This window comes from Streptomyces sp. NPDC002265, from assembly GCF_040296125.1.
GTDB lineage: Bacteria > Actinomycetota > Actinomycetes > Streptomycetales > Streptomycetaceae > Streptomyces.
In genome coordinates this window covers 1-16156 of record NZ_JBEOWS010000224.1, presented here as the reverse complement: position 1 = coordinate 16156, position 16156 = coordinate 1, and the positions used below count along the sequence as shown (strand labels likewise).

At 67.9% G+C, this 16156-nt stretch carries 16 protein-coding genes and 1 pseudogene; 6 read left to right on the top strand and 11 right to left on the bottom strand.

Annotated elements, in window-relative coordinates; genetic code table 11:
* Positions 1-452: 452 nt before the first annotated feature.
* Together ABT085_RS31025 and ABT085_RS31020 are read right to left on the bottom strand one after the other, a co-directional pair.
* Entirely contained in the window at positions 453-593 is a 141-nt protein-coding gene (locus ABT085_RS31025) for a helicase associated domain-containing protein (protein WP_351615227.1), read from the bottom strand.
* A 2-nt stretch (positions 594-595) separates the two neighbouring features.
* Positions 596-850: a hypothetical protein gene (locus ABT085_RS31020; protein WP_351615224.1), complete on the bottom strand. Its 255-nt coding sequence runs from the start codon at positions 848-850 to the stop codon at positions 596-598.
* Positions 851-1040: 190 nt separating this feature from the next.
* Between ABT085_RS31020 and ABT085_RS31015 the strand changes: the two genes are divergently transcribed.
* Positions 1041-2417, top strand: a complete 1377-nt coding sequence (locus ABT085_RS31015; protein ID WP_351615221.1) for an IS1380 family transposase — start codon at positions 1041-1043, stop codon at positions 2415-2417.
* Positions 2418-2648: 231 nt separating this feature from the next.
* Here ABT085_RS31015 and ABT085_RS31010 read toward each other — a convergent pair whose 3' ends face one another.
* Positions 2649-3419 (bottom strand): transposase, encoded by a 771-nt coding sequence (locus tag ABT085_RS31010; protein ID WP_351615232.1) that lies wholly within the window; start codon positions 3417-3419, stop codon positions 2649-2651.
* A 186-nt stretch (positions 3420-3605) separates the two neighbouring features.
* Here ABT085_RS31010 and ABT085_RS31005 point away from each other — a divergent pair, with 186 nt between their 5' ends.
* Complete coding sequence (locus ABT085_RS31005) at positions 3606-3998, top strand: hypothetical protein (protein ID WP_351615218.1); 393 nt, start codon at positions 3606-3608, stop codon at positions 3996-3998.
* 858 nt (positions 3999-4856) lie between these two features.
* Here the strand turns inward: ABT085_RS31005 and ABT085_RS31000 are convergent.
* The 6 genes from ABT085_RS31000 to ABT085_RS30975 all read right to left on the bottom strand — a co-directional run bounded on the left by ABT085_RS31000 (position 4857) and on the right by ABT085_RS30975 (position 10466).
* The gene (locus ABT085_RS31000) at positions 4857-6104 is read right to left on the bottom strand and encodes a cytochrome P450 family protein (protein ID WP_351615215.1); all 1248 of its coding nucleotides are present in this window, start codon (positions 6102-6104) and stop codon (positions 4857-4859) included.
* Positions 6105-6166: 62 nt separating this feature from the next.
* Positions 6167-7516, bottom strand: coding sequence for a cytochrome P450 (locus ABT085_RS30995; protein WP_351615213.1), 1350 nt, complete (start codon positions 7514-7516; stop codon positions 6167-6169).
* On the bottom strand, positions 7513-8061 hold the full coding sequence (locus ABT085_RS30990; RefSeq protein ID WP_351615229.1) for a GTP-binding protein: 549 nt from the start codon (positions 8059-8061) through the stop codon (positions 7513-7515). The genes ABT085_RS30995 and ABT085_RS30990 overlap by 4 nt, the downstream gene beginning before the upstream one ends.
* 61 nt (positions 8062-8122) lie before the next feature.
* Positions 8123-8482 carry a DUF742 domain-containing protein gene (locus tag ABT085_RS30985; protein ID WP_351615210.1) on the bottom strand — a complete coding sequence of 120 codons (360 nt, stop codon included), beginning with the start codon at positions 8480-8482 and terminating at the stop codon, positions 8123-8125.
* Entirely contained in the window at positions 8479-8925 is a 447-nt protein-coding gene (locus ABT085_RS30980; RefSeq protein ID WP_351615208.1) for a roadblock/LC7 domain-containing protein, read from the bottom strand. The genes ABT085_RS30985 and ABT085_RS30980 overlap by 4 nt, the downstream gene beginning before the upstream one ends.
* Positions 8922-10466, bottom strand: a complete 1545-nt coding sequence (locus ABT085_RS30975; RefSeq protein ID WP_351615205.1) for an ATP-binding protein — start codon at positions 10464-10466, stop codon at positions 8922-8924. The genes ABT085_RS30980 and ABT085_RS30975 overlap by 4 nt, the downstream gene beginning before the upstream one ends.
* 1023 nt (positions 10467-11489) lie before the next feature.
* Between ABT085_RS30975 and ABT085_RS30970 the strand changes: the two genes are divergently transcribed.
* On the top strand, positions 11490-11840 hold the full coding sequence (locus ABT085_RS30970) for a hypothetical protein (RefSeq protein ID WP_351615202.1): 351 nt from the start codon (positions 11490-11492) through the stop codon (positions 11838-11840).
* A 426-nt stretch (positions 11841-12266) separates the two neighbouring features.
* Here ABT085_RS30970 and ABT085_RS30965 read toward each other — a convergent pair whose 3' ends face one another.
* Both ABT085_RS30965 and ABT085_RS30960 read right to left on the bottom strand, forming a co-directional pair.
* Positions 12267-13196, bottom strand: a complete 930-nt coding sequence (locus ABT085_RS30965; RefSeq protein ID WP_351615199.1) for a transposase — start codon at positions 13194-13196, stop codon at positions 12267-12269.
* Between the two features lie 400 nt (positions 13197-13596).
* Positions 13597-13782 (bottom strand): annotated as a pseudogene (locus ABT085_RS30960) (transposase); the annotation flags it as partial.
* Between the two features lie 642 nt (positions 13783-14424).
* Here ABT085_RS30960 and ABT085_RS30955 point away from each other — a divergent pair.
* The 3 genes from ABT085_RS30955 to ABT085_RS30945 all read left to right on the top strand — a co-directional run bounded on the left by ABT085_RS30955 (position 14425) and on the right by ABT085_RS30945 (position 16043).
* Positions 14425-14673, top strand: coding sequence for an antitoxin MazE7 (locus ABT085_RS30955; protein WP_351615196.1), 249 nt, complete (start codon positions 14425-14427; stop codon positions 14671-14673).
* Between the two features lie 15 nt (positions 14674-14688).
* Positions 14689-15060: a toxin Doc gene (locus ABT085_RS30950; RefSeq protein WP_502982839.1), complete on the top strand. Its 372-nt coding sequence runs from the start codon at positions 14689-14691 to the stop codon at positions 15058-15060.
* 398 nt (positions 15061-15458) lie between these two features.
* Positions 15459-16043: an NADPH-dependent FMN reductase gene (locus ABT085_RS30945; RefSeq protein ID WP_351615190.1), complete on the top strand. Its 585-nt coding sequence runs from the start codon at positions 15459-15461 to the stop codon at positions 16041-16043.
* Positions 16044-16156 lie beyond the last annotated feature (113 nt).

The window sequence follows — 16156 nt, the reverse complement described above, 5'->3', positions numbered from 1 at the left end:
GCACGGGCCCGTGCGCAGCGGACCTGCCACGCCCGACCGGCAGTTGCCCCTCAACGACGCTTCATCGCCTCAACCGAAACACTGGGGTCAGGGGTCTTTCAGCCCTTGGTGCACCGAGTGGGGTACGGGACAGCAGCAGGGCCGGAATGCGTTGGGCAGGACACGCTGGCGGGCAGAGGGTTAGCCGTACAAGTCCACTGCGGAACTGATCTGTCGAGTCGATTGCCTGCCGGGCTTTCGGGCCGGTCCGGCGCCTCGTACGTCTTGCGGGTACGACGAAGGCCCGGACCGACCGTCCGGGCCATCCGAATGCGGCCGTTCTGCCCGATAGGGCAACTCTGACTGCGCGAATTCTGATTTGCCTGAATATGAGCTTGCTTTTGGGGATCATGTGGAGTCAGGGGTGGCCCGCCTTACGCCCCCGCCGTGGCGGGCCACCCTGTGCGGCCGATCTAGGACCAGCGCATCCCCAACTGGTCGAGTTCGGCGCGGCGTTGCGGGCTGAGCTTGGCCGCTCTGCGGCGGGTGTTGTCCAGCCATGCCCCCAGCTTGTGCTCGATGCCGTCCACGATCTCCACCGCCTTGCGGGGCACGGTCAGGTGGCCTTCCCGCGCGTGGAACTGGCGGGCGGCGGTGAGTTGGCGGCCCACCGGGCGTCCTGCGAGCGGGGCGCGCCCGGCACCGGCTCGCCCTCTGCCTGGGGCTCGATCCCGACGCTCTCCAGGAGCCACTGCTGCGCGGGCATCAGGTTGTCCCACCCGGTCCGCTGCCCGGCGATCCACACGCCCAGGTCCTCGCCCTGGACGATGAGTTCACCCGCCCCGGCGGGAAGGACGCCGCCCGCCTTCACATGGGCGAGGGTCAGCCTGTACTACCGCTGCCACCCGATCTCCCAGGCCGGGCACCACCCCGGATTAACCTCGCGCTTTCATGAAGCGGGCTGTCCGGAAGGCGGTCAGGAAAGCAGAAAGTGCCTCTGACCAGCAAGAATGAGGATTGTCGAGGTCCTTGTTCCTGCCACCGCCGGAGGCACTTCCCAGGTGAAGCACTCTATCGGGTCCTATCCCCGTGTCCGCGTCCAGGACGACGGCCGTCAGGTCGTCTCCCAGGCCGGGTCGGTCCTGCTCGTCGAAACGGTCCGCAAGACCGGTCTTGACCAGGCCATATCCCAGGCTCTGGCTCCGTGGCGCAAGCCGCGCGCCGTCCACGATCCCGGCAAGGTGCTCCTGGACGTCGCCCTGGCGGTCGCACTGGGCGGGGACTGCCTCGCGGACGTCGCGATGCTGCGGTGCGAGCCGGCCGTCTTCGGCCCGGTCGCCTCCGACCCGACCGTCTCCCGCCTGATCGACACCCTCGCCGCCTCTGGCGAGAAAGCCCTGCGGGCCATCCGGTCCGCGCGGTCCGAAGTCCGTTGCTGGGTCTGGTCGTTGGCCGGAAAGAGCGCCCCGGACGCCGACGGCCAGGTCGTCATCGATCTCGACGGCGTCCTCGTGACCGCCCACTCCGACAAGGAGGATGCGGCCGCGACCTGGAAGAAGACCTACGGCCATCACCCACTGACGGCCTTCGTCGACCACGGACCGGGCGGAACCGGTGAGCCCGTCGCCGCCCTCCTCAGACCGGGAAACGCGGGCTCGAACACGGCCGCCGACCACATCACCACCACCCAACTCGCCCTCGCCCAACTGCCGAAGAAGTACCGGCGAGGGCGGCGGACCCTGATCCGCACGGACTCCGCCGGCGGCACCCACGACTTCGTGGCCTGGCTCGCGAAACGAGGACGATGGCTGTCCTACTCGGTCGGCATGACGGTCACCGAAGCGATCCACCAGCACGTGCTGAAGGTCCCGGCGTCCGCCTGGACCCCGGCCGTCGAGGTGAACAACGACATCCGGGACGGCGCATGGGTTGCCGAGCTCACCGGTGACGTCCTTGCCGGCTGGCCGAAGGGCATGCGGCTGATCGTCCGCAAGGAACGGCCCCATCCCAGCGCCCAGTTGAGAATCACGGACGCGCACGGCATGCGGATCACCTGCTTCGCGACCAACACCCCCGACCGGCCGATCGCCGCCCTCGAACTCCGCCACCGCCTGCGGGCCCGCGCGGAGGACCGCATCAGGACCGCCCGGGCCACCGGCCTGCGCAACCTGCCCCTGCACACCACAGCCCAGAACAAGGTCTGGCTCGAGATCGTCCAGATCGCCCTCGACCTGCTGGCCTGGGTGCCCATGCTCGCCCTCACCGGCAAGGCCCGGCTCTGGGAACCCCGCCGCCTGCGGTTCCGCCTGCTCTCCGCGGCCGTCCAGCTGGTCACCACCGGCCGCCGCAGGATCCTCCGTCTCGCCCGCCATTGGCCCTGGACCCAGGAGAGCACAGCCGCTCTCGAACGGCTCGCCCTCCTGCCGAACCCCGGTTGACCAGTGGATTTACCTATCCCTACGAAAAGAGGCCCAGCCCGGAGCAGTGGAACCCGGCGCCCACCCGACGCGACATTCGGGCCGTCGGCAGGCCCACCATCAGCCACAGAAAGCGAAACGGTCCACCGACTCCGTCGGCGGACCGTCATGCAAGATCGAGGCTAGAGGTTGTCCCGTAAGCGATCTTGGAATTGTTGTGGGTGGGGTCGCGGTCTGTGCTTCTCGCCTGACCTATCCGGCGAGGGCGAGGTTGTGGAGGCGGGCGATACCGAGCATGGCCTGGTGCACGCCGTCGCCCTTGAGACGGCAGTCCCGGAGGATTTTCCAGTTCTTCATCCGGGAAAAGACGTGCTCGACGCGGGCCCGGGCCTTGCGATGGACCTTGTTGTCGGTCTCCTGCTCGTCGGTGAGTTCACCGCCCGCCGGGCGGCGGTGTGGAATCAGGAGACCGGTGCCGAGGTAGCCGCCGTCGGCGATGACCGGGGCGTTCTGGGCGGCCCGGTCCGCCCCGGACTCGGCGTATGCCTTCGAGTCGTGCCGACTGCCCACGACCGGGCGTCCGACGGCAACGACGAGACGGCTGTTGGCATCGATGACCACCTGATGGTTGGTGGAGTAGCGGTAGTTCTTGCTTGACGTCGCCACGGCGCGATCCCGCGTCGGGACGAGCGTTCCGTCCACGATCAGCACGGTGCCCACCGGATGCCGGCGGCGGACAGGGGCGAGTGCGAGGTAGGGCGCGATGTGGTCGATGACCCGGTCCGCGGCCGACTTCGAGACCCCGAACAGCGGACCGATCTGCCGCATCGTCAAGTCGGTGCGCCAGTAGGCGGCCACCAGCAGGATCCGGTCCTCGAGCGGCAGTGCCCACTCCCGCCCGCCGGTAGGTGCCCCGCCGCCTCGGCGCCGCACGACACTGACGAGCTTGCGGAACTGCCGCTCACTCAGCCCCGAGAACAGTCCGATCCAGCCCGGCTCCGACGCCGTGATGACCCCACCCAGACCAAGATCATCTCATCCCTGGACACGCCCTACGGGACAACCTCTAAACCTGGAATACGGATCAACTGCATTCTCGGGCAGCGCTTCTGTATGAACGGCTTTTCCTTAGTTCCCGACTTGACTCCGAAGGTGGTCAGCCGTAACGATCTGACCAGGCGTAGCTGTTGTGAAGGAGTCAAGTATTCTATGACGTTGCAGCGGAAATTTATGCTGAGTGCAGCAGCCTCTGTGCTCGCCATTGTTGGCATGTTGACCGGAGCTGGCAGTGCTTCGGCCAACGGTCCCACGAACGGCCAGCAGGTCAGTGTATGCGCGGCAAGGACCTATTATTACAGATCCGCAGTTCTCATCGGTCATAACCAGAACGACGAGTATCTCATCCAGCCGTTCAAGTTGTACCAGGCCAACGGTAATCCGGAGGAGTGGTGCATGAATGCTTACGACGTCGAGTCGTGGTGGTGGAAGGGTGATATGCAAGTCAACTGGTATGACGATGCGGGCAACTATAAAGCCAGTGACTATTTTTATGTCTCGCCGAGCAGTGATAGCTGGTATCCGTACATCTTCCATCGGTACTAGGATTTAATGCCGGTAACATGGATTGACTCAGTCGGGGATCTTGCATGCTCGGGCTCAGCTGTCTAGGGTTCTTCAGTACTCTGACCGGGGATCGCGTTCTGGTCCAGGAAGAATTGGAAGGCGGTCGGCAGGTTCGATGAAGAGGGCTCTTCGGTTTCTGACTGACCGCTGAGTCGTTCGATTTTGACGACGATGGCTGTTCTGTCGTCAGAAACATGCACGCAGGGTGTGATAGAAACCGGTCGGGTTGGTTGCGGGAGAAGTGGTGCGTTACTTCTCCCGCAACTGGGCGTGCCTGTGGTTATCAGGTTTGGAGCCACTGGCTGATGTGCGGCATTTGGTTTTCATTGGTTTTCGTCGCGAGTTTTTCAGTTGGGCGAGTTGCTGGTTGAACTGGAGCGTGCTGTGAGTGTGAGGGACATGCTGAAGGTTTCGTGCCGGATCCGCTGAAGGAACGTACTGCTTCTGCTGGTGAGTTATGGGTGGCCAGCGCGGACCAGGAGCTGGGCGACGCGTGGGTGGAACAGGTCATCGGCCTCGGTTCCAAGTGGGGCAGTACGAGTACGTGACCAACGTCGGTTTCGCGGCCTGAACGATTCCGCAGCCGGTTCCGGTCAGGGCTCGGGCGTCTCTTCGAGGCTGGCAATATGCTGTCACTCGTCGCATGAAACCCGGTGTCCACTCCCGGGGATCTGCCTCATGGTGGACACCGCCCCACCACCAGGCCGAACAACCCCACCCACCATCACGCCAGGGCCCGTGACCAGCCGAAATCAAGGTGCCGGAGGCTCAGTAGGGGCGACCTGACGGCCATGCTGGGCGGCATGCCGAATCCTGCGGGCCGGAAGCGGTGCTCCCTCACCCCTGCAGCCGCACCGGCAACTTCTGCACGCCGTTCCCTACGAACGAGGGATGGCGCGGCAGTTCCGGCTCCGGGATCGCGAGGTCCAGGGCCGGGAATCGGGTGAAGAGCTGTTCCAGGGCCGTGGTGCTCTCCAGACGCGCCAGTGGTGCGCCCATGCAGTAGTGCGCGCCGTGTCCCAGGGAGAGATGGCGGGACTTGCCGGTGCGGGTGATGTCGAAGTGTTCCGCGTCCGGGCCGTGGGCCCGGGTGTCGCGGCCGGCCGCCGAGTACCCCGCGAGGACCGGGGTGCCTTGGGGGATCACGGTGCCGTCCAGGCGCAGATCGCGGGTCGGGTAGCGGAACGGGAAGTAGCTGACCGGACTGTCCCAGCGCAGGGTCTCCTCCACCACGTCCGCCCAGCTCGCCCCGCCGGAGAGGACCAGTTCGAGCTGGTCTCGATGGGTACACAGCGCGCGTACGGCGTTCGTGATCAGGTTCAGCGTCGTCTCGTGCCCCGCGATGACGGTCAGCATCAGCGTACCGATCAGCTCATGCGGACTGAAGCGGTCGCCGCTCTCCTCACGGGCAGCGATCATCGCGCTGGTGAGGTCGTCCCCCGGATTGGCCGTCCGAGCAGCCGCGACCGCGCTCAGCACCTTCGCCATCTCCTGGTTGGCCGCCATCGCCTCGGCCGGACTGATGTTCGTGGCCACGATCTGGTTGGAAAGGTGGTGCAGCCGGTCGTGGTGGGACTCGTCCACGCCCAGCAGTTCGCAGATGACGCCCATCGGCAGCGGCAGCGCGAAGTGGGTGCGCAGGTCGACGACGCCGTCCTCGGTGGCGGCCGCCTCCAGGCCGTCCAGCAGACGAGACGTCAGCTCCACTACGTACGGACGCAGTTCCTCGACCCGGCGGCCCGTGAACGCCTTGCTCGTCAGCGACCGCAGCCGCCGGTGGTCGGCGCCGTCCGCGGTCGTCATCCCCTGCACCGTGGCGAACGTCTTCAGCGGCCAGCCATCGGCTATCTCCCCGGCTTGGAGCGCCGTGAAGTGCCCTGGGTGTTTGGCGACGTCGGGGTGTACGAGGAACTCCTTCAGCGCGTCGTGGCCCAGCACCACCACTCCCTGCACCTCGCCGGGGAGGACCACCGGGGTGACCGTCCCCCGGGCCAGCAGGCGGGCGTTGGCCGCGTGCGGGCAACCTCCCCCCGGGTCCAGGCGATGCGGACGGTCGCCCGCGGAGTTCACCGGTGACGCGTTCAACAGGACTCCAGGTCTGCGGAGGGGAGGAGAGACAAGCCGAAGAAGAGCGGACTCCGAACGGGTCAGTGCGGCCGGGCCTGTGGCTGAACCGCGTTCCGGTGCAGCCACGCGGGGGCGGGTGCCTCGTCCACCTGAGGGGGTACCAAGCCCTGCGACCACTGCGGCGAGGTGAAGCGCACGGGCAGCGTGCCCAGTCCCTTGCTCCAGGGCGACTTGATCCACTCCAATTCGCTCTCTGAGACTGCCAGTTCCAGGTCGGGCAGGCGGTGGCGGATCGTGTCGACCGCGGTCCGGGTGATCAGCCGGGCCGGGTCCTGGGCGGGACAGGTGTGCGGGCCCGCGCCGAACGCCACATGGGAGCGGTTGCCGACCACCGGAGTGCCGTCGGCCGGCAGGACCTCCGGATCCGCGTTGGCCGCGGCCAGCCCCAGGATCAGCATGTCGCCCGCCCGAATGTCCTGGCCGCCGAACCTCATGTCGCGGGTGGCGTAGCGGGCCGGGAAGTTCTGGGTGGGCGGGAAGCGCCACAGGACCAGGTCGAGCGCGTCGTCCACGCTGAGGTGGCCGCCGCTCAGCGAGGAGCGCAGCGCAGGGTCGCAGAGCAGGATGCGCAGCGCCGTGGCGATCCAGTTCACCGTGGTCTGGTTGCCTGCGACGAACATCACCACCAGGTTGTGCAGCACCTCCTCATCGGTGAGCCGCGCCGGGTGGTACAGCAGCGCCGAGACGATGTCGTCGCCCTTCACCCGGCGCTTCTCCACGATCAGCCCCTGCAGAATGGCGCCCATCCTGCGGCTGGCGTCCACCGCCCCGCTGGTGGCGGACACGAGGCCCGCCACCGCCTCCACCAGTTCCCGGCTGGTCCGGTCGTCCAGCCCGAGCAGCTCGGCGATCACCCGCATCGGCAGCGTACGCGCGTACGCGGCGACGAGATCGGCCTCGCCGTTCGCCGCGAATCCGGCGATCAGCGCCTCGGCGGTGGCCCGGACGATGCGGCGCAGCTCGTGTCCGTTGATCCCGGCCAGCGCGTCGGAGACGGCGTTGCGCATCCTGCGGTGTTGCTGCCCGTCCGCGAAGAGAAGCGCGGGGCGCCAGCCGACTATCGGCAGGATTGGCGAGTTGGCCGGCACCCGGCCTTCGCGCAGCTGGCTCCACTGGCGCGGGTCGTGTGAGAAGTTTTGTTCCTCGCGGGTGAGCTGGAGCAGTTCGCGGTGGCCCAGGACCAGCCAGGCGTCGATGCTGGGAGCGACGGACACCGGTGCCACCGGGCCGTGTGTGGTGCGCAGTTCCTCGTACAGCGCGGGCATCGTGTTGCCGTCGAGGCCGGGCCCGTACAGGGCGGTCGCCGTGCCGGGGGCACCGGTCACAGGGCAGCTGACGGCCGGCCCGGCCGTGGGATGCGGCGTGCTCATGAGGACTCCGTGGCGACGTGGATGAGGTGGCGGACCAGGGTGATCAACGCCCGGATCGACGAAGCCCGGTCCCGTGCGTCGCAGGTCACCAGCGGGGTGTCGGGCAGCAGATCGAGGGCCGTACGGATGTCGTCGGCCTCGTATCGAGGGCCGCATGGGAAGACGTTGACGGCGACCGCGAAGGGTAGGTCCAGGTCCTCCAGATTGCCCAGCGCGTCGAAAGACGCCGTCAGGTCCCGGGCGTCCACCAGTGCAAGCGCGCCGAGCGCCCCTTTGGCCAGGTCCTGCCAGGCCGACAGGAACCGCTGCTGGCCCGGCGTACCGAACAGATACAGGACCAGGTCGCCGTCGACGGTCAGCCGGCCGAAGTCCAGGGCGACCGTGGTGGTCTTCTTGCCGCTGTCCACGTCCGGGTCCACCCGGACGCCCGCCTGGGTCATCGGCGCCTCGGTGGAGAGCGGTTCGATCTCCGACACCGTGTCGATCAGCGTCGTCTTGCCCACTCCCAGCGGTCCGACGACCAGGATCTTCGCCGCGCCCGACACGTTCGAGTCGAGGTACTTCCCGCTGGCCCCGGCGGGCGGCGGAACGGCCTCGGCCAGGGTGTCAGAGGCAGCTTTCGAGACCACTGAGGACCTTTCTGAGTATGGTCAAATCGGCGCGTTCGGCCGGTGGGATGGGCGGGCGGGTCACGATCAGTCCCCACCGGAAGAGATCGGAGAGCAGCACCTGCGCGACCGACGGCGGCTGGCCGAGGTGAGCGGCCACCTCCGCGACCGAGATGAGCCCCTCGCAGTGCGCCAGGATGGCGCGGTGCTCCGGCTGGAGGGCGGCGGGGAACGCTGCTTCCGCCGTCATTACCAGGGATTCCCAGGCCAGCGGTTCGCCCTCGCACTCCGCGCGGCCGCGTGTGATGACATACGGGCGGATCGCCGAGGCCCTCGGTACCTCAGGCCGCTCCGTCATGACGTCGCGGCGGTCGCGTCCCGGGGCAGGCTGCTCAGATGCGCGCCGATCTTCGCCACCAGCAACTGCATCTGCTGGGCCACCAGGCCCACGTCAGCGTTCAGATCGGTGGCGACCCCCAGGTCCGCGCCCACCCCGGCATGGGTGAACAGCACAAACCCTTGGTCGGTCTCCAGCATCAGCTGGCGTGCCCCGGCACCCCGCCCGAACAGCAGCGCGCTGGTGGACCGGCCCGTCATGGTCATCGCTGCGCAGGCCGCCGAGAGGGACTCCGCGTCGGCGACGCTCAGGCTGGGCACCGGACCCGAGAGGTTCTCGGCGGAGGCGTGACCGAGACGCAACCCGTCCTCGGACACCACCACGGCGTGCCGGACACCGGGAATCTCGGTGAGTGGGCGGAGCATCCACCCCAGATCGGGGAGTCGAGTGATGGTTCCGGTCACGGTCGGCCTCCGGCGTGCTCGTGCGGGATGCTGGGCAGGGACTGTCCGCTGTGCGGGGGCGGTGCCGGTTCGGTGCCGCCGTCCGTTTCGACGGCCGCACGGCCGCGCAGCGTCCCGGACACCACACTGGTGATCGAGGCGCGTGCCGCCTCCGGCGTCCAGGGTTCGGCGGGCGCGGCATCGGGCGGCGGGTCGGGTGCCGAGTTCCGTGTGGCGGTCGCGGCCTTGGCGGCACCGCGCCGGCTGCGCCGCCGGGGCAGACCGGCCGTCGTCGGGGCGGGTGCGCCGGCCGGCTCGGGGGCGTCGTCGGTGTGCCCGGCCGGTATGGGGGCGTCGTCGTGCTCGCTTGCCAGGGGCACGACGGGCCCGACGTGCTCGGCCGGTTCGACCGCCGGGCGGCGGTGTGCGGCGGGTTTCGACTGCGGTTCGGTCAGCAGCCGGAACGGCACGAACATCACCGCCCGTGTGCCGCCGTACGCCGAAGCTCCGCCCAGCTCCACGTTGAAGCCCAGTTCCCGGCTCCAGCGCCCGACACACGCCAGGCCGAGCCGGGGCACCGCACCCAGGCGGGTCAGGTCCAGGTTGTCGCGGAGCTGCCCGAGGGCCTGGTGCAGGACGTCCGACGGCATCCCGAGCCCGGCGTCGTCGATCTCGATGACTGCACCGGCGCCCACCTCCCGCACGTTGACGACGACGGGGGAGCTGGACGGTGAGAACACCGTGGCGTTCTCAAGTAGTTCAGCGACGGAGTGCATCAGCCCCTCCACTGCCGAGGGCACCGCGTAAAGGGTCTGTCCGCCGTGCACCTCGATCCGCCCGAACTCCACGATCCGGGACTGGGCACCCCGTACGCAGTCGTAGAGCGAGACCGGTCGGGTCTCCCGACGGGCGGGCCAGATTCCGCACATCACCAGAAGTGTCTGCGCCTTGCGGGTCATCTGGGAAGCCGCGTGGTCGGCCTTCATCACGTCCGACATCAGGCGGGGGTCTTCGATGGAGCGCTCCACCTCGTCCAGGACCTGCTGCTGTACGGTCGCCATCACGTGCATGGTGCGCGCGACGGATTCGAAGGCGGCCTGCACCGAGTCGCGCAGGGCACGCTCGCGGTGCACGGCCGCGTCCGAGCCGAGCGCCATGACGACCGAATCCAGCGCCCGGGCGAACTCCTCGCCGGTCTCCTCCGGCGACGCCACCGGCCCCGGCACACCCTCCAGTCGCTGTCCGGTGCGCAGTCGCTCGGCGATGGCCGGGACGCGTACCGCGGCCAAATGCGCCACCTCGGTGCCCCGGGCGGTGGCGACCCCGGCCTCTCGGGCACGGTGCGCGCGTTCGGCGGACAGCCGCCGGGTGAGGATCAGTACGCGGGCGATGAGCAGGACGACGGCCGCGGCACAGGCTCCCGCGAGGGCCCGGTGCCACTCGGCGTCAGCGGCGACGACGGACCACACCACACCGGCGGTGGCCAGCAGGGTGACGGCCCATCCGGCGACGGCGGCGCTCGCACCGGGGTCGCGTCCTGGCTTCCTTACCGGTCGGCTCACCACAGAGGTCCCGACCTGACGACCCTGCAGACACTGGTGCCAGCCACGAGAAGCGAAACCTTTCACGACACATCGAACCCCCGTTTGGGGGGTGGGGGCATGCAGAGCGTAGACGAACCGGTCGGAATTATTTAGGCATCGATCTGCTTCAGCCACACTGGGACGCCGAAAATCGCGTCGTTCGCATCCCGGATATCAGTCAGAGGCATGGCGTTCGGCGTGCCTATGGAACCCCGCGATAAGGCGCTATGACGTACCGAGAACGTCTAGCGGGCAGATCGGATGCCCGTTGAGGCAGAGACGCTCATTGGGGGCTATTCAGCCATGATCCAAGGCGGTCGAATGGCGTCTGCGGCAGCGACTGGTGTGTCACTGAGCGCTTTTCAGAGTGGCCACTGGATCGGGTGATGTGAGGTGGCTGTGAGAAGCCGTTGCTCTATCGAGCAAGGACGCTTGGGCGCCTTTCCAGTCGTGCACGCGATGTCGGAGAACGGCCCTGGGGAGTCCTGATCACGGCCTGCCGACGCGCGCAAGGTGCCCGTTGGGTCCCGCCAGAGTGCCCGAGAGGGCCGCATGGCGCCGGCGAGAGCGGAACGGGCGGCGCGGAGGCTAAGGTTGCCGGGGCGGGTGTGCGGACCGCCTCCACGAACCTTGGACGCAGGGAACACCGTCTCCGTGGCCCCGACGACCGTCCGCACTCGCGGCCCTTCTGGGATGGTGCCGGGCGCCGGGAGCCGGAGCCTCACCCTACCGGCGCGATGCAGGCCGCCAAGGTCATGAAAGCAACCGGCCAAATCTACTGTGAAGAGCGTCGAGCAACCTGTGTTCTTGCCATCGGTACGACTCGAGCGGTACTCGCGAAAGCTGATGGGACTGGTTTCGCGTGCCCGGGGGAACAGCGGTCCGCACCTGACGAGAAGAATGGCGCTCGGGGCCACGGTCACCGTGCTGGGGGCCGCGGCCGTCTTCGCGGCGTCCGCGTCGCACTCCTCCGGGAACCAACGGCCTCGCCAGGACGTGCCCGTGGCCATCGAGGCCGGCTCCGTATGCACATCGCTCACGGACCGCCGCTACGAAGTCTCCTGCGGGACGACCGCGTTCGGAGACATCCGCTACAACTGCACCGCGGGCCAACGCATCAGATGCCCGCGCACCGCCGCTGTGATCTTGCGCAATGTGGGTTGGATACCGATGGCGGTCACCGTGGTGAGCGGCGTGCGCGAGGGGGACCGACGCTTTGCGCCTCCCACCACGATCGCTCCGGGAAGGACGTTCACCCTGCGTCCGCGCCCCGAGGGCGGGTATTTCTTCGACATCCTCGTTCGCTCGGTGAAACCCGGCCACGGCGCGGTGAAGGTCCTGGCTGTCCGCTGACGTGCGCCCTTCGGCGCCGGATGCCAGCCCGAACGACGGCCGCGTGGTGGGCGAGCGGCCCTCGTACCGTCGGGTGGACGTTGGCATCGCCGCGTGGACCGAGTGCCGGCGAACGTGAGCCCGTCGGGTCCTAACGCACGAGAGGTCAGGGTCGACTGCACGCCTATTACGTCGTAATAGGTCCAGGTATCGATGCGGTGTCGAGCTCGGGAATGTGGAGGGTTCTTCGCAGCGCGGGTGGGTCTCATGTTGCGGGGCGGCCCAAACCGGTGCCGACGGCAAGTACCCCTTCAACCGGACACGGCACCCCCGGAAGGCCCAGAAGTACACCCTCCACACCGAAGTGATCCCAGATGGATGGGTCCCTTGACATAAGCATCTCCCGCCAAAGGCAACGGTGTGACTCTGTTGGCGATCTTGTGAGGGTCAGTTGGTGGCGGTGCAGAGGGCGTGGAAGTGGGTGGGTGCTCGCTGCTTTCGGGGCGGACTGGCGATCCAGTCGGTGATCCGGGTGACGTTGCAGGCCAGAGCGGTCAGGACGTGCTGGACGGGGGTCTTGCGCAGGCCCCGGTAGCGGGTTCTGCGGAGGCCACTGGTGCGGATGTTCTGGGAGAGGGTGGCCTCGATGCCGGCCCGGATCGCGTAGCGGTTCTGCCACTGGCGGGTCCGTTGGTCGAGGCGGTTGGCCTGCTGGATCTCGTGCAGTTCGCGGGTGGGCAGCAGGGCGAGCGAGCGCGGACGGACTTCGGAGTTGGTGCACCGGGCCCGGTCCGTGCAGGCCCGGCATGCGGCCTCGCCGAAGCGGACCTGGACGTAGTCGTGGCCGGAGATCCGTAGCGGCTTCCAGGTCCGGCTGGTCTGCCCGCGGGGGCAGACGACCTGGTGACCGTCCCAGTCGACGGTGAAGGAGGCCTTGTCGAACCCGTTTCGTGCTTTGGTCTGGTGGCTGGGGTCGGGAGCGACCGGGCCGAGCAGCGTGATCTGGTGGACGCACTGGGCGCGTTCGATCCGCTGCGCGGTCACGTAGGCGGCATCGACCACGTGCTCGCCCGGAGCCAGGCCGGACGCGGCGAGGTCGTCGTGGATCTGGCCGGTGAGCTCGCCGTCCTGGACCGGGGCGATCGTCGTGGCCACGTGCACCACCACCTCCGGCAGGTCTGACGTGCACGTTTCCGTGAAATGGGTGCGGTAGCCGGACCATGCGGTGTCCCGCTTGACGCAGTAGTGCGCGTCGGTGTCGTACGGGGAGTCGAACCGCAGCGACGCCGGAGGCAGAGCATGGCCGTCGCGCCAGCGCAGGCGTCCGCGTGCATCCCAGTAGTAGTGGTGCACCCACACCCGGCGCAGGATCTCCACCTGCGGCAACGCGCGCAGCCGGGGTGGGGCGTCGGGCGCCCAGGCGGCGGCCAGGACTTTGCATCCGTCCCGGCCGAAAGCCTCGACAGGGCGGTGACTCCGGCCTTCCCACCAGGGACCTTGCCGATCTCGACCTTGCGCCCGTAACGCTTGTCCCACTCCGGCTCCACCAGCGGCAGCAGCCAGTCCGGGGCTGCTTGGGCAAGTTGCTCGAGTGCAGCCCGCAGCACGTGTGTGTGGCATCGGTGCGCTGGCGGCCTCCGGCCTTGAGCAGCCCGGCTTCGACCAGCCGGTTCAGCATCACCTGCAGCAGCCGGTCGGCCGCATCGCCCTCGGTCAGCCGGGCCCGGAACTCGCACAGCACCGAGTGATCGAACCCGGGATCGTCCAACTCCATGCCGAGGGCGTATTTCCAGTCGATCCGAGTGCGGACCGCATGCGCGGCAGCGCGGTCGGACAGGTTCTCCGCGAACTGCAACACGCTGACCAGCGCCAACTGCCCAGGCGACAGACCAGGGCGCCCATCACGCGGGTACACGTCCGCGAAGTCCTCGTCCTCGAACACCACGTCCAACCGGTCCCGCATCATCATCGCCGGCGCCCCCTTCGGACACGCCGCCCACGCTGTCAGCACCGTCCGCGTCGGAATCCGCTGAGAACTCCTCGGCCGCAACGACATCCCCGGGCCCCTCCCCGAGACACCACCCCGCCTCACCCCAGCGAACCGCAGAACAGACGTCGCGTCAGCACCCCTCACAAGATCGCCAACAGAGTCACGGTGTTGCACCAAGCGGGACGCCATCCTGCCCCGGCTGCGCACCCAGCCGCTCTAGAAAGACGCGGCCGCGGTGTGGCCCCACACACGGTGTAATCAAGCGGTCACGCATCCGAGTGGCGAGCCCGGTCGATTGACTATTCCTGTGACAGCCGAAGAGCGAAGCGGCCTCGCGTTCGGGGCGAACAGGGCTGCTCCCCAAAATGATGCGGCCGCCCGAAGACCTCGCCATAGCGCGTAGCCCGCGCCGACGCTGCCGACCAGCAGGCATGATGAAGGCGTGGATCTCCGTCCCGCGATTCCCCCGAGCCGGGACGGAGACCCACACACCCGCCTCGAACGGAAGGCCGGGCTGTTCCTCGCACGGCCATCCGCCTCGAGCGGGCGATGCGGCGCATACGAAGGAAGGCAAGTAGGTAGCGCGGCGCGTATACCTTGCCGGATACTGCAGGTATGCCTGAAACCACGGTCAAGGTCGACACCACTACCAGGGACACCCTGCAGGGCCTCGCCGCTGCCGAAGGCCTGTCTGTGAAGGCCTACCTCGCCAAGGTGGCCGGGGAAAAGGAGCAGGAGCGGGCCCTGCAGACAGCCACCGCCGCCTTCCGTCGTGCGATCAGCGCGCCCGGTGTCATGGACGCTTTCGATGCCGAGTTCGGCGGACTGCCGCCCGCCTCGCACAACACCTCGCGGGCGGCCTGATCTGTGCCTCCCGTCGTGCATGTCGACTACCGGTGGTTCCTTGAGCGCCAGGCCGACATCCTCCGCGATGACCTGACCGTCAACGACTTCTCTGTGCTCGTCGGCATGGCCCAGCGCCACCGGGTTGACCCGCCCCGCCACGATCAGCACCATCCCGACGCCTTCTGGCGGGCTGCGGTCATGCTGGAGGAGTGCGTGCTGCTGCGCCCGCTCCCGGCCCGCAACGAGATGTACGGCTACGGCGTCGCCATCGCCTACCTCGAGGCCTCCGGAGAACGCGTCGACACGAAGTTCGAGCTCTGGCGGGAACTGATCTACGACATCCGGGGGCTGCAACTGGACTCGTACGACATCGCCGAGAGACTGCGCTCCTGGCGCCAGGCCTGACCCCGGCCAGCGCGCCCCCCCCAGGTCAGGACATGAGCCTCGACACCGACCCGCCAGTCCCACCCGCCCACGTCACCCCCACCGGAGAACGCCCACCCGCCCACCCGGACGAGCAGAGCTGATCCCACTCCCACCGCTACGCCCATCAGACCCTCACACCTGACCGCGGCCAAAGGATACCCCAGACACACCGCCACCTGCGGCAACTACACCACCAGCCCCAAAACCGAGTCCCGCGCCCACCGGACGGTCTGCTCAAGTGCCCCGTCGGCTCCTGCCCCGCAGGACGGACCCCTCCCGGCGAAAACCGAGCGTGACTGTTAGGTTGCTTTGTGTATTAGGTCTTGTGGGCTCGCTGGTCCGGTGCGTCGGTGACCTGCACAGAGATGGAGCACAGGGTGACCAAGATTGCGATTGTTCTGGGAAGCACCCGACCCGGCCGCAACGGGGAGGCGGTCGGCCGGTGGGTCTACGACGCAGCTGCCAAACGTACTGACGCCCAGTTCGAGCTGGTCGACATCGCGGACTACAACCTGCCGTTGCTCGACGAGCCGGTGCCACCCTCGATGGGTCAGTACAGCAAGGAACACACCCAGCGGTGGGCCGCGAAGGTTGCCGAGTTCGACGGGTATGTGTTCGTCACTCCGGAGTACAACCATGGCACCTCGGGGGCGCTCAAGAATGCCCTGGACTACGTGTACGCCGAGTGGAACAACAAGGCTGCCGGGTTCGTCGGCTACGGCAGCGCTGGCGGTACCCGCGCGGTCGAACATCTGCGCCTGGTCATGTCCGAGCTGCAGATCGCGACCGTCCGCAGCCAGGTGGCGCTGTCGCTGTTCACCGACTTCGAGAACTTCTCCGCCTTCAAGCCTTCGTCTCACCATGACCAGCCACTCGCGACCCTGCTCGACCAGCTGATTTCCTGGAGTCAGGCGATGAAGTCCACGCGGGGGAAGGAGACTCTGGAGCAGTACCGGTCCTGAGGGATCCAGACCAGACACTGAACCGCACCGGTTCGAATGGAGACTCGATTCTCTGAGAGGATTGAGTCATGGCACGTCCCTCCCCTTACCCCGCTGAGCTGCGGCGTCGTGCG

What these genes read in the sequence shown, in the direction of transcription:
- ABT085_RS31005 (WP_351615218.1), top strand. Translation starts at nt 3,606, where the DNA reads ATGACGTTGCAGCGGAAATTTATGCTGAGTGCAGCAGCCTCTGTGCTC.
- ABT085_RS30995 (WP_351615213.1), bottom strand. Translation starts at nt 7,516, where the DNA reads ATGAGCACGCCGCATCCCACGGCCGGGCCGGCCGTCAGCTGCCCTGTG.
- ABT085_RS30985 (WP_351615210.1), bottom strand. Translation starts at nt 8,482, where the DNA reads ATGACGGAGCGGCCTGAGGTACCGAGGGCCTCGGCGATCCGCCCGTAT.
- ABT085_RS30955 (WP_351615196.1), top strand. Translation starts at nt 14,425, where the DNA reads ATGCCTGAAACCACGGTCAAGGTCGACACCACTACCAGGGACACCCTG.